The organism is Pedobacter ginsengiterrae, from assembly GCF_039537385.1.
GTDB lineage: Bacteria > Bacteroidota > Bacteroidia > Sphingobacteriales > Sphingobacteriaceae > Pedobacter > Pedobacter ginsengiterrae.
This window is the reverse complement of sequence record NZ_BAABAK010000018.1, coordinates 116613-130391: the sequence shown is the minus strand read 5'-3', so window position 1 is coordinate 130391 and position 13779 is coordinate 116613. Positions and strand designations below refer to the sequence as shown.

Sequence of the window (13779 nt, the reverse complement as noted above, 5' to 3'; positions counted from 1 at the left end):
TTAAAAGCTAATTATTTTGAGGATATTTGTATTTTCAAACATTAAAATTTAAGCAGTGTCTTTAGATAAATTAAAACTAAGCAAACCACTTATTGCAGCCATGACTGATGCAGGATTTTTAACTCCAAAGGAAATCCAAGCTAAAACTATGTCGCGTATTTTAGGTGGCCAGGATGTTATAGCGGTGGGACCAGAGGGTTCGGGAAAAACAACAACTTATGTTTTAGCTACTTTAATGAAGTTGAAATATGCATTTGAGGAAGCACCAAGAGCAATAATTTTAGTGCCAGATGCTGAACATGTAGATCATGTTTTGGAGCAATTTAAGCTTTTAAATCGCAACAATACCTTCCGAATTTTAGGGATTGACAGTCGTGGTGCAGTAGATACTCAAATGAACGAGATTACCGATGGTTGCGATATTATTGTTGCAGTGCCAGACCGAGCTCGTGCTTTATATTTAAAATTAGCGCTTAACACTAATAAAATTCAATTATTTATTGTTGATAATGCTGAACTGATTATAAAAAAAGGTCTTCAATTACCAGTTGTAGAATTGGCAAAGAGTGCATATAAATCACAACACGTTGTGTTTACTGAGGTTTTGCACGAAAAGCTTAATCACATGATTTCTCCATTTATGAAGGATTCTACAGCTACTATCGAAGTTGATGAAATTGGCGAAAAACAAGCTGAGGTTTATCAGCAAATGTTATATCAGGTGCCGAATTTTAGAACAAAACTAAACCTGTTAACCTTATTACTTAGCGATGTAGAGTTTTTTGACAAAGTTGTAGTTTTCGTAAATACGCGTTTAACAGCTCAAACTGTTTATAAAAATTTTAACCATACTAACGAGGAAGAGTACAGCATTTATCGTTCATTGTTTTTTGATGATAAAGGTTACGATGATATCGAAGATTTTAAGGCAAATCCAGAAGCCAGAGTTTTAATTGTTGCCAATGAAAATTTAACCGATTTAGATATTCAAGGTATTCCTTTTATTATTCATTTAGAATTACCAGAACAAAAGGAAACTTTAATTCAACGTATTGTTAAGCATAACGATGAAGAAGTGGTTGCAATAACTTTTTCTACTGATATTGAGCTTATTGAGGTTAAAAAAATTGAACAGGCAATTGGCCAACGAATGGATTTAATGGAACTGCCTGAGGATTTAAAGATTGTAGATGCTGCATCTAAACCTAAGAAAAAGAAAGGTACTGAAGAAGAAGATACTTCTGAACGTGGTGCTGCATTTCATGAAAAGAAAGCAAGTAATTTGAAAAACTATAATTACAGCGCTGGTACAAAAGCCAAAATGACTTATAAAAATAAAAAAGGCTTATCTTAAATAAGCATTCAAATAAAAATCCGATTAGCAATAATCGGATTTTTTTGTTTTTAATTTTTCCACCTAATTTAGCCGAATATTTAAATTAACCATGATAACTGTTTATATCCTAGTAATTTTCGTCCTGTTTTTTTTTGTTATTACCAACTTACCTGTTTTTGGAAGGCTTCCTAAAGGTGCAAGGTTAAATTCGATTCGGAGCTTAGCCAATTACCGCGATCGAGCATTACAGAACTTATCCATTACACCAATGCAGCCCGAAGGGGTGAGTTTTTTTAAGGTTCTTTCCGTTTTTCTATTTCATAAAGAACCAAATAAAGTTCCATTAAAACCTTTACCTTTTGTTAAACCTGATTTAAATACGGATGCAAAAAGCAATGCACCCGAAATTATTTGGTTTGGACACTCTTCTTACCTTATTAAAGTTGATGGAAAACGAATTCTGGTAGATCCTGTTTTCAGTAAAACGCCTTCGCCTTTTTCGTTTATCGGTAGCAAAAACTTTAAAGGAACTGACTTTGTTAAGGCAGATGATTTTTTGAATATCGATGTGTTATTAATTACTCACGATCATTACGATCACCTCGATTATCAAAGTATTATAAAAATTGCACCACAAGCCAAAACAATCGTTGCCTCGATAGGAGTAGGCTCGCATTTAGAAAAATGGGGTATAAGCTCTAATAAAATAAATGAACTTTGCTGGAATCAAAGCTTAAATGTTTTCGATAAACTTAATTTTACGGCTGTTCCATCCCGTCATTTTACTGGAAGAAAATTTAAGCGAAATCAAACTCTTTGGTCGGCATTTGTTTTAAAAACCGAAAACCATAAACTATTTTTAGGTGGGGACTCTGGCTACGATACACATTTTTCGGAAATAGGTAAGGAATATGGTCCGTTTGATATTGCGCTGCTAGAATGTGGCCAATACAATGAGCTTTGGCCTTATATTCATATGTTTCCAGAAGAAACAGTTCAAGCTGCTATTGATTTAAATGCCAAAATTTTAATGCCAATACACTGGGGCAAGTTTAGCTTGGCGCTTCATCCGTGGGATGAGCCAATTAAAAGGGTTACTCTTGCCGCAGAAAAAAAAGACGTTGAAATTATAACACCTAAATTGGGTGAAACAGTTATTTTGAATCAAGATTTTCCTACTAATAAGTGGTGGTTAGATTAAATAATAAACAATATCTTACTGATTGTGTTTATTATTTTAAACTGTAAATTATGAAAACCAACCTTGTAGAAATTTTTCAGACCATTAGAGCCGATTTACAACCTTATGCTTCTAGAGGATATACCGTTCACGAAAATTCAGAAACTGGTTACGATTTATATAGTGAGAAAAATATTGAAACCACAGAAGAAAAAGTTACTGAACGTTTTTTTGTTGGCATTTACATTAATGGCGAAAATGTTGAATTGAAGCTGAATACGACCAACTTGAATAACTCTGACTTAAATTTGAGCGATTTTGGTGATAATAAGGCGGGAATAAAAATATCAGAATTAACAAATGAGCAGCATAAAGACGTTAATACCTTGGTTGAGATTGCTCATGTTAATTTCAAAGAAAACGAGTGGATTTAGTCGATTATAAATATGAACAGTTAAATTTGCGGATGAGTACTAAACTTGCCTAACAAAAATTTAATTGGATAATATTATATTACATTCAAAGCCATCGATAACTAAATGGCGTAGCAATTTTTTATCTGCACTAACAGAAAATAATATCGCTTTTGACTTGAAATATGATAAAGATTTCACATTCGTTTTACTTACAGAACATCAAGTTATTATCAACCTGATCGATATTGATAATAATTTTACACCGCAGGAATTTATTTTGCTGCAAAAACTTAATAAAGATAAGTGTTTAAAATTTATCAATATTTGGGAAGATGTGTGGAGTAAAAAACCTCGACAAGTTTTAAATCGAATTCTTTCGCTTTCGGGTAAAAATAAGCGAATTCATGGTCGGAAAACCAAAGTTTTAAAACTCGATAAACCTACTGCCGATTTGTTTTTAAATGAAAACCATTTGCAAGGCGCTGTAAGTAGCAGGTATAAATTTGGTCTTTTTGTAAATGATGAACTTTTAGCTGTCGCAACATTTTCAGCACTTCGGAAAATGAATCATACAGAAAATTATAAATCGATTGAGTTGATCAGGTTTGCTGTAAAAGACCGTTTTTCGATTACTGGTGGTTTAAGTAAATTAATTAAGCATTTATCATTATTATTAAAACCTAATGATCTAATGACATACGCTGATAAAGACTGGTCTACTGGAGCAGCTTATTATAAACTAAATTTTAACCAGGTTGATGTGATCGAACCTCAATATTTTAATTTGGATGAAGATTTAAATCGTAGCTTAAATAAAGGTTCTCAGGAAACAAAAAATAGCCAAGTCTTTAATACAGGGAGCATAAAATTCATCTTAAAATTCTGATATGCCCGATAATTCGTTACTTATTATTTTAGGGGCCACTGCATCTGGTAAAACAAAATTAGCGGTTGAAATGGCTACTGAACTCGATGGAGAAATTATTAGCGCCGATAGCCGTCAGATTTTTAAACAAATGGATATTGGTACTGGTAAAGATTTGAATGAATATTCAATTGGTGATAAAATTATTCCACATCATTTAATTGATATTCTTGAACCAGGTGAAAGATACCATGTTGATGCATTTAAAAACGATTTCTACAAAGCTTTTCAATCCATTATAGAAAAGGGGAAAAAACCTATTCTTTGTGGCGGAACTGGAATGTATATCCACAGCCTCTTACAAAATCAAAACTATACCGCTGTTCCTGTAAATATTAATTTCCGAAACGAGTTAGAGTTTTTATCTAAAGATGAATTAGTTAATGTGTTGAGTAAATATCAATCTGATTCTGCTTTAAGTGTAGATTTATCATCAAAGAAAAGACTTATCAGGGCGATTGAAATAGCAGAATACTTAAAATACAATAAGCTGGAAATTGTTGAAAGACCTGAAATTAAGCCGATAATTTTCGGACTTAAAAGCAAAGTTGAGATAACGAGATCTAATATTTTGAAACGGTTAGATACCAGATTACAAAATGGAATGATTGAGGAGGTTCAAAATTTATTAGCGCAGGGGATAAGTAAAGAAATATTAGTTTTTTATGGCTTGGAATACAAATTTATTGTAAGCCATTTATCTGGTGAGTTAAGTTTTGATGAATTGACAATGAAATTAGGGATTGCAATTTGCCAGTTTGCAAAAAGACAAAATACTTTTTTTAGAAAGATGGAAAAAGATGGTGTACTAATAAATTGGCTCGATGCATTAGCACCACTCAACCTGGTAAAACAACAAATTCTCGAAAAGGTTTCAAAGTAATTAAATAAGATTTTTGTGAGTTAAATATGACGTTTTTGTCTAATAAAATAAGGTAAAAAGACTTATTTGGCATAGGTTTTGTATTTGTTGAGACATATTGATTAACTCAAAAATATACTTTATAATGAAAACAATTACTAAAATCATTGCTACTTCAGCAGCTGCAGTAGCATTATTCTTTACAACCAGTGTAAATGCTCAATCTCAAAAATTAGGAATAGGAATAACAGCTGGTATTCCAACAAGCGATGCTTACAGCGTTGCATTAGGTGCAGATTTAAGATATCAATTTGATGTGGATAAACAATTATCAATTCCTGTAACTGCTGGTTATACTCATTTAAGCGGTAAAGAAATTGGCAATACTGGTGTTGATTTCCCTAGTTATGGATACATCCCAGTAAAAGTAGGTGCTAAATACTTTTTCGATCCATCAGGTTCAGGTATTTATGGTTTAGCAGAACTAGGTGCTGGTTTCGGAACAAAATCGGGTAGCGGAACTTCTTTCGTTTATTCTCCAGCAGTTGGTTACGCTTGGAGCAATGGTTTAGATTTAGGAGTTAAATACGAAGGTCTTGCTCAAAATAGCACTAGTACAGGCTTCTTCGGCTTGCGTTTAGCTTATGGATTTGGTTTATAGAAAAACTTCAAACCAATAATAGAAAGCCTCCGAAATTGCGGGGGCTTTTTTATTTTTCAGAAATTTCAAAAAAAATAATTTTATAAAATCTGTTTATTGCTGGATGTCGTATATATACCAAAACCTTAATAAATAACTTAAATACATTCAGTATGAAAACAATTACTAAAATTTTTGCAGTCGCTTCGGCATTAGCAATATTAACAACAACAAATTTGAAGGCTCAAACTTCTACAACTACCATGACAACGGATAATGGAATGGCGTTTAAGGTTGGAGTAGGTGCACAGGCAGGCTTTTTTTCAGATAAATCTGAAATGGATTATGGTTACGGTGCAGATTTGAGACTTCAATACGATTTAACCAAAAATGTTGCTATTACAGCATCTGGTGGTTACACAAAACTTAAATGGAAAGGCAGTCCGTTAAATTTCGAATTTATCCCTTTAATGGGTGGTGTTAAAGCTTTTGTGGTAGATAGAATGTTTTTAACTGGTGGCCTTGGAACAGGATTAGCTTTGAAAGATGGTGCTACTATGAATTTTATTTACACAGGTGGCCTTGGTTACGAATGGAATAATGGTTTAGAAGTTGGTGCTAAATACGAAGGCTATGTAAACAATAGTTCGTCTGATTTATATTTTATGAGGACTGGCCAGTTTGCTTTACGTTTAGGATATAATTTTAAATTATAATTAAAACATCATATAATGGAAGCCTCCGAAATTTTCGGGGGCTTTTTTTATTTATTTAATATTTTAATTGCTAATTTGAGCCCAAAACCAAATACAATGAAAAGGATACTCGGAATCGCAATATTATCAGTTTTAATGGCCTGCAATCAATCAGAGAGAAAAACTGCTGAAACAAAAGATTCGATTCAAGCATATACCTTGTCTAAATCACAAGTTATTATAAAGGATGCCAAAAAGTTGGATATTTTTAATCGATACGAGGATTTAAAAAATGCTTTGGTCAAATCAGACTCATCAGAAGCTCAAAAAGCAGCTGAGAAACTAGAAAAAAGCTTAGCGCTTTACGAGGGTTGTGAAAGCACGGCTAGTATCGCAAAAAAAATATCAGAAACCAATAACATTGTTTTTCAACGAAAAAATTTCACTACTTTAAGTATGGATTTAATTGCTTTTATTAAATCGGGAGAAGTTGAAAAAGGAATAATATATGTGCAGCACTGCCCAATGGCAAATAAAGGCGATGGAGGAGATTGGTTATCAACAGAAAAAGAAATTAAAAACCCTTATTATGGCGACGAAATGTTAGAATGCGGTCGGGTAGTAGAGGAAATTAAAGGAAAATAAATAAATAAATCTGACTTTTTTAATCATGATTGTTACGTCATACTGACTAATATTTCATATTAATTTAACAGATTTGCTATGCATGTATATTAATTTTATATAAATTAGAAAGCTATAAACACAATACAATAATATGTCAGATATTGCAGAGATTAAAGTTGATGGTAAGACGATAGAATTACCCGTAATTACAGGAACTGAAGACGAAAAGGCGATTGATATTTCTAAATTAAGAGATTTAAGCGGTTTTATAACATTAGATACTGGTTTTAAAAATACAGGATCAACGAAAAGTAAAATCACTTTTTTAGATGGTGAGAAAGGTATTTTAAAATACAGAGGTTATTCTATTGAAGAGCTTGCCGAGAAATCGAGCTTTTTAGAGGTATCATATCTTATTGTTTATGGAGAACTTCCAACACAAGAACAGTTAGATGGCTTTCAGTCTGAAATTAGCAAGCATACGCTGATTCATGAAGACATGAAGAAATTCTTTGATGGATATCCTTCAAAATCTCATCCGATGGGTCAGTTAGGTTCGTTGATCTTCTCTCTTTCTACATTTTATCCTGAGTGTTTAAAGCCAAACCAAACTGCTGAAGAACAGGATTTAACTATTATAAAGCTTTTAGCTAAGTTGCCTACAATAGTTTCATTCATTTATAAAAAATCTTTAGGGCACCCACTTATTTATCCAAAAAATAAATACGATTATGTTACTAATTTCCTTTGGATGACTTTTGGTCAACGTACTGAAGATTATGATGTGAACCCAATTGTGGTAAATGCAATGAATAAATTACTTATTCTACATGCAGACCACGAGCAAAATTGTTCAGCTTCAACAGTTCGTATTGTTGGTTCTTCTGATTGTAATTTATATGCTTCTATTGCAGCTGGAATCGCTGCACTTTGGGGTCCGTTACACGGTGGTGCAAACCAAGCCGTAATTGATATGCTTGAACTTATTAAAGCAGACGGTGGTGATACTGAAAAATGGATCGCTAAAGCAAAAGATAAAAACGATTCTTTCCGTATGATGGGATTCGGACACAGAGTTTACAAAAACTTCGATCCTCGTGCTAAAATCATTAAAAAGGCATGCGATGATATTTTAGAGAATTTAGGTATTGATGATCCCATTTTAGAAATTGCTAAGAAATTAGAAGAAGCTGCTTTAACTGATCAATATTTTATCGATAGAAAATTATATCCAAACGTAGATTTTTATTCAGGTATAATTTATCGTGCTTTAGGTTTCCCATCAGAAATGTTTACGGTATTATTTGCCTTAGGCCGCTTACCAGGATGGATTGCTCAATGGAAAGAAATGCACGAAAATAAGGAACCAATTGGTCGTCCACGTCAGGTTTATGTTGGCGAAACTGATAGAGCTTTCGTTGCATTAAAAGACAGAAAATAATTTAATTTACTATTCCATAAAAAAAGCTTCAGAGATTTCTGAAGCTTTTTTTATGGAATAACCTTTGCGTTTTTATGTTGCTACATAATAGATGAGGTTCAACATTACCATCTCGGTTAATGCAACCGAGATCGCGTAAAGAATAAAAATCATTATCATTTTACCAATTACTTTTTTGCGCTGATAGAATACTTTCAAGGCGTTAAACATGTACCAGCAGATCCAAATATACAAACCAACTTTAATAATGGTTGAAAATGTTGAATCTTCCCCGAATACATATTTACTTAGCGGATTTGTAATTATAGATACGACGAAATAAGCAGTCATTCCATGTATTGTAAATATCAGGTGGTCAAGATAATATATGTGGTTTTTTCTGAAATTCCACATGATGAATAATGCCAGCAGTGGCATTAATAAAAAGTATTGCTTTGGGCGGTTATGTTCTAAAGTTTCCTGAATTACTTCAGATTTCTCGCCAATGGTAATGGCCCGTTTTTTTACTAAACGGTCAAACCAATTGTCTTGATTCTGGGGTTGAAGTGTTTTTTGTCTTGCCAAATAAGCCGCATAAGTACTATCATTACGATCATCGTGAATCTCACTGAATTTTTCAATCACTTTAGTGAGTGAATCTGACTGATTTGCTTTATTATGTTTTTTAAGGTCTTCTAAGGTAATTTTCTGTTCTTTAAAACTTAAACTTTTGAAATCTTCACGATCCATATTTTCAGTAATCCGAGAGGTGGTTTCGTTCACTATGCCTGGTACAGCATTAGTTAATCCAGCTTCCTTAAGTTTTTTTTGCACACTATCAAGAGCTGCCTTTCTTTTTTGAGCTTGGGCCGCAGTTACAGGTTTGTGTTTATTTTCTGTTTCAACGTGTTTCGGAGAATAGGCAACTAAGAAGTAAACAATTGATACGAAAATGTACATGCTCACCGGATTGATATATCGGGCACGTTTTCCTGCCAAATAATCAAGTGTAACTTGCCCAGGCTTAGTTAAAAGAGGGACAAGTGTTTGAAAAAACTTGTTATCGAAGTGGAAATAATGCGCTATACTATGGCTTATAAAGCCCCAAAAACTTTCTTTTAATTCTAAATTAGGTTGACCACAACTACTGCAATAATGCGATTCTACGTGAGAACCACAATTTAAACAATTATGCTCTTTCCTGTACTTACCAGCTGACATAGGGGATTTTGAAAATTATATTAGTGACTGATTGCTTCTATAGCTTTTTCTTCGGCTTTTGTATGTTTGTGTTTAAAAACTATAACAAAAACAACAGCTATTACTAAAACATAAATGGTAAAAGTCAGCCATATGTTGTGCCAATCCTTTACATCTAAAGGTCTGCTCAAATTTCCATTTTCTAATACGCTGATTCCTTTATTTTGTAAGAATTTTAGCAAATGTGTGTTATCAGCTTCACTTTTCACATATTTAGACAAAGAATCAATTGTAGTATAATAGGTTGTGAAATATTTGTTTATCATCAAACCAGATACTAAACTACCAAATACAGCTCCAAATCCATTTGTCATCATCATAAATAAGCCTTGAGCAGAAGAACGGGTTTTGGGCGTTGTAGAGGTTTCTACAAATAATGAGCCTGAGATATTAAAGAAATCGAAAGCCATACCATAAACGATACACGATACAATAATCATCCATAAATTTGATGAAGGATCGCCATAAGCAAATAGTCCAAATCTTAATACCCACGCAAACATTGCAATTACGATAACCCATTTTATTCCAAATTTTTTCAAAAAGAAAGGAATAGCTAGAATAAATAAAGTTTCAGAAATTTGTGATATGGATAAAATGATAGTCGAATACTTAATTACAAATGAATCGGCAAAAACTGGAAATAACTTAAATTCATCCAGGAAAACATCGCCATAAGCATTGGTTAGTTGCAAAGCTGCTCCCAAAAACATAGAGAAAACGAAAAACAAAGCCATTTTGTAATCGGCAAAAAGTTTAAAAGATTCTAAACCAAGCTTTTGTATAAATGAAGTTTTCTCGCTAATTAAATTTGAGGGCTTACATGCTGGTAAAGTAAAAGAATAAAATCCTAAGGCTAAGGCACTAATACCAGCGATATAGAATTGGTTTGCACTTGCTTTATTGCCTGTTAAATTGGTAATCCACATGGCTACAATAAAACCAACAGTTCCCCATACTCGAATTGGAGGAAAGCTTTTTACTACATCGTAATTTCCATTTTTAAGTGTAGTGTAACTGATCGAATTACTAAGTGCTATTGTTGGCATATAAAAACACATTGCCACAAGCATTACCCAAAAGAAACTATGTGGATTTTCTACCTGCGGCAAATAAAACATAGTTGCGGCATATAATATGTGTAAAATTGCATAAAGCCTTTCTGCGTTAATCCACTTATCGGCAAGAATACCAGTAAGAGTTGGCATAAATAAAGATGCAATTCCCATTGTAGAAAAAATGATTCCAAAATCGGCGCCGTCCCATTGCTTGGTTCCAAACCAATAATTTGCTATGGTAATTAACCAAGCAGCCCACACAAAGAATTGCATGAAACTCATTATAGTTAAGCGAAACTTAACATTCATCATAATTGTTTTGTTTGATTTTTGAAAGTAAAAGCTGAATATAGAACTATTTTAAAACATAATTCAAAAATGAACCCAAATTATTTTAAACAATTTGGGTTCTATTAATTTTTCACCTTTTCTTAAGAATATTTTGTGTTAAAAACACAATGATTTGGTGATTTTAAAAGATTTTTACTCTAAGTTTTTAAGATGTTCCTCTTTTATTAAGCTCATCTCTTAATCTTGCGGCCTTTTCATACGCTTCATCGGCAATTGCTTCCTGAAGTTTTTGCTGTAATTCTTCTAAGGTTAAATCTCCAAATCCTTCCTGCTTTGTAGAAATAGGAATGGTGTCGGCATCAGGTTCTTTCGCAATACTGTCCATGTTTTCAAGAAACAAGAAATCATTTCCTTCAATTACAATTCCAGCCGAAGCTAAAATAAACTCGTAAGTATAAATCATTGCATTAAATCTAACAGCTAATGCTATAGCATCAGAGGTTCTTGCATCAATTTCATGAGTATTTTTTCCATCGTTGCAAATCAATTTTGCATAAAAAACACCATCTACTAAATTGTAAATAACAATTTCCTGAACATTAATATGAAAAGTTTCGGCCATTGATTTAAATAAATCATGTGTTAGTGGCCTGCTCGGCGTCATTTTCTCAATCTCAATGGCAATTGCCTGAGCTTCGAAAGCGCCAATAATAATTGGCAAACGCCTACGTCCGTTTACTTCACCTAAAACCAAAGCATAAGCTCCAGATTGAGTTTGGCTATAGGATAAGCCTACGATATCTAATTTAACTTTTTTCATATTCTATTATGTCGTGTTGAGCTTTTCGAATATTTTCAAATGTTCGACAATCCCATGCTGACAAAAACTATCCTTTATGTGCTTTTAAGGCTTCTATTAATTTTGGAACAACTTCAAATGCATCACCAACAATTCCATAATCAGCTACTTTAAAGAAAGGTGCTTCTGGATCTTTATTAATTACTACGATTACTTTTGAAGAACTTACACCAGCTAAATGCTGAATTGCGCCAGAAATACCAATAGCAATATATAAGTTCGGGCTAATAGCAATACCAGTTTGGCCAACGTGCTCAGAATGTGGTCTCCAATCTGCATCACTTACAGGTTTTGAGCAAGCGGTAGCCGCTCCAAGCAACCCTGCTAATTCTTCAATCATTCCCCAGTTTTCAGGGCCTTTTAAACCTCTACCAGCCGAAACAACCAATTCTGCATCAGGTAAAGAAACTTTATCCGTTGCACGAACGATATCTTTTATAACGGTTCCAAGATCTGATTGTTTAATATCAGCTGCAAAATTTTCGATAACAGCGTCGCTTGGATTTTCTTTAACACCAAAAGCATTTGGATTTAAAGCAATAATTTTATTAGCTGATGTTAACTCTGTAATTGCAAATGCTTTACCAGAAAATGCAGTTTTCTTAATTTCAAATTTACCACCATCAATTTTTGGTAATTCTACAGCACCATCTGCTAAACCTGCTTTAAGTTTAACAGCAACACGTGGTGCCAAACCTTTACCAGAAAAAGAGTTTGAAAGTACTACTATATTAGCCGATTCTTTTTCAGCAGCAGCAGCAATAACACTTGCGTAAGCTTGATTAACAAAGGTTTTTAATTGATCGGCACTTACATTTAAAATTTTTGATGCGCCGTATTTACCTAATTCTTTTAGTTCGCCTTCGGCAACATTGCCAATAGAAATAGCGGTTAAATTGGTTGATTGTTGATCGGCAATTGCTTTGGCATAAGAAACGGCTTCGAAAACCGATTTTTTAAATTTGCCTTCAGCTTGTTCTACATATACTAATACTGACATATATTTATTTCTGTATCCTTAAATGGATTTGTGTAAAATTTAGTTATTTGTGTTTATGAAACAAATAGTTAGATAACTTTAGCTTCACTATGTAATAAACCAATTAATTGCTCTGCTCCATCGGCAGGAATTAATTTAACAGCGCCGCGAGGAGCAGGTGTTTCATACTTAGCAACTTTAGTAACTTCTTCTATAGAAACAGCTTCAACAACGTTTAAAGGTTTTGTCCTTGCTGACATAATGCCACGCATATTAGGTATTTTTGGTTCAGCAACACCTTCAGCACAGCTTGCTACAAACTTACCTGAAACCGTTACCACTTCTTTACCGCCTTCTATTTCTCTTTCTACCGTTGCAGAATTTCCATCAGTATCTAGTTTTTTAATAATTGAAATGGATGGAATATCTAAAAATTCGCCAATCATAGCTGCAACCTGGTTACCATTATAATCAATTGATTCGCGACCAGTTAAAATAATATCAAAATCTTTATCTTTTGCATATTCTGCAATTTGTTTTGATACAAAATAAGCATCACGAGGAGCCGCATTTACTCTTACAGCATCATCGGCACCAATTGCAAGAGCTTTTCTTATTGTTGGGTCGTTAGCTGCTTCGCCAACATTAATTACAGTTACTGTACCTTTTCCACCTTCAGTTAACTCAATAGCACGAGATAAAGCAATTTCATCATAAGGGTTTACGATATATTGTACACCAGCAGTATTGAATTCGGTATTATCGTTGGTAAAAGTTATTTTTGTCGTCGTGTCGGGCACGTTACTGATACAAACTAATATTTTCATATAATTACGTTTTATATATAAGGTCTTTCTGCAAATTTAATTAAAAAAGCAAGGAATTAAAATGTCAACTACCCGTTTAAGTAAGTTATTAGAGTTTTTAGAAAGTGATCCTAACGATCCATTTATACTATATGCCTTAGCCACAGAGTATAACACTCAAAATAATAAAGAAAAAGCCTATTCTTTTTACCTTCAGTTAACTGATAAACACCCTGATTATGTTGGTACTTATTATCATTTAGGGAAATTATTAGAAAAGGACGATCAGAAAGAGAAAGCAATCGAAATCTATCAAAAGGGGATGGCTGTTGCCCGAAATAAAAGAGATATGCATGCTTTCTCTGAATTACAAGGCGCCTACAACACGGCCGCGGGATTAGATTATGAAGACGACTAAACCTTAT

General features: G+C 33.4%; 15 protein-coding genes. 10 read left to right on the top strand and 5 right to left on the bottom strand.

The genetic code is table 11. The features are described 5' to 3' along the window. The first annotated feature begins 55 nt into the window (after positions 1-55). The 9 genes from ABD692_RS17420 to ABD692_RS17380 all read left to right on the top strand — a co-directional run bounded on the left by ABD692_RS17420 (position 56) and on the right by ABD692_RS17380 (position 8122). Entirely contained in the window at positions 56-1354 is a 1299-nt protein-coding gene (locus tag ABD692_RS17420) for a DEAD/DEAH box helicase (RefSeq protein ID WP_344769014.1), read from the top strand. A 91-nt stretch (positions 1355-1445) separates the two neighbouring features. Continuing rightward, positions 1446-2537, top strand: coding sequence for an MBL fold metallo-hydrolase (locus ABD692_RS17415; RefSeq protein ID WP_344769012.1), 1092 nt, complete (start codon positions 1446-1448; stop codon positions 2535-2537). A 50-nt stretch (positions 2538-2587) separates the two neighbouring features. Further along, positions 2588-2950: a hypothetical protein gene (locus ABD692_RS17410; protein ID WP_344769010.1), complete on the top strand. Its 363-nt coding sequence runs from the start codon at positions 2588-2590 to the stop codon at positions 2948-2950. A 64-nt stretch (positions 2951-3014) separates the two neighbouring features. Next, positions 3015-3818, top strand: coding sequence for a hypothetical protein (locus ABD692_RS17405; protein ID WP_344769008.1), 804 nt, complete (start codon positions 3015-3017; stop codon positions 3816-3818). Between the two features lies 1 nt (position 3819). After that, positions 3820-4740 (top strand): tRNA (adenosine(37)-N6)-dimethylallyltransferase MiaA, encoded by a 921-nt coding sequence (gene miaA / locus ABD692_RS17400; protein WP_344769006.1) that lies wholly within the window; start codon positions 3820-3822, stop codon positions 4738-4740. A 124-nt stretch (positions 4741-4864) separates the two neighbouring features. Then, complete coding sequence (locus ABD692_RS17395; RefSeq protein WP_316760405.1) at positions 4865-5380, top strand: outer membrane beta-barrel protein; 516 nt, start codon at positions 4865-4867, stop codon at positions 5378-5380. Between the two features lie 152 nt (positions 5381-5532). After that, complete coding sequence (locus tag ABD692_RS17390; RefSeq protein WP_316760402.1) at positions 5533-6075, top strand: hypothetical protein; 543 nt, start codon at positions 5533-5535, stop codon at positions 6073-6075. Between the two features lie 96 nt (positions 6076-6171). Continuing rightward, entirely contained in the window at positions 6172-6699 is a 528-nt protein-coding gene (locus ABD692_RS17385; protein ID WP_344769003.1) for a DUF3347 domain-containing protein, read from the top strand. Between the two features lie 133 nt (positions 6700-6832). Beyond that, positions 6833-8122 carry a citrate synthase gene (locus ABD692_RS17380; RefSeq protein ID WP_316760396.1) on the top strand — a complete coding sequence of 430 codons (1290 nt, stop codon included), beginning with the start codon at positions 6833-6835 and terminating at the stop codon, positions 8120-8122. Between the two features lie 72 nt (positions 8123-8194). Here the strand turns inward: ABD692_RS17380 and ABD692_RS17375 are convergent, their stop codons facing one another. From ABD692_RS17375 to ABD692_RS17355, 5 genes are all read right to left on the bottom strand, one after another. Then, positions 8195-9322 carry a DUF3667 domain-containing protein gene (locus ABD692_RS17375; RefSeq protein ID WP_344769001.1) on the bottom strand — a complete coding sequence of 376 codons (1128 nt, stop codon included), beginning with the start codon at positions 9320-9322 and terminating at the stop codon, positions 8195-8197. 20 nt (positions 9323-9342) lie between these two features. Beyond that, entirely contained in the window at positions 9343-10731 is a 1389-nt protein-coding gene (locus tag ABD692_RS17370) for a nucleoside permease (protein ID WP_410478663.1), read from the bottom strand. Positions 10732-10915: 184 nt separating this feature from the next. Continuing rightward, positions 10916-11530, bottom strand: coding sequence for a bifunctional nuclease family protein (locus tag ABD692_RS17365; protein WP_344768999.1), 615 nt, complete (start codon positions 11528-11530; stop codon positions 10916-10918). 67 nt (positions 11531-11597) lie between these two features. Next, positions 11598-12569, bottom strand: a complete 972-nt coding sequence (locus tag ABD692_RS17360) for an electron transfer flavoprotein subunit alpha/FixB family protein (protein WP_316760388.1) — start codon at positions 12567-12569, stop codon at positions 11598-11600. A 68-nt stretch (positions 12570-12637) separates the two neighbouring features. After that, positions 12638-13375, bottom strand: coding sequence for an electron transfer flavoprotein subunit beta/FixA family protein (locus tag ABD692_RS17355; protein ID WP_344768996.1), 738 nt, complete (start codon positions 13373-13375; stop codon positions 12638-12640). A 61-nt stretch (positions 13376-13436) separates the two neighbouring features. On the opposite strand from ABD692_RS17355, the gene ABD692_RS17350 reads away from it, so the two are divergent. Beyond that, positions 13437-13772: a tetratricopeptide repeat protein gene (locus ABD692_RS17350; protein WP_344768994.1), complete on the top strand. Its 336-nt coding sequence runs from the start codon at positions 13437-13439 to the stop codon at positions 13770-13772. Positions 13773-13779: the final 7 nt, after the last annotated feature.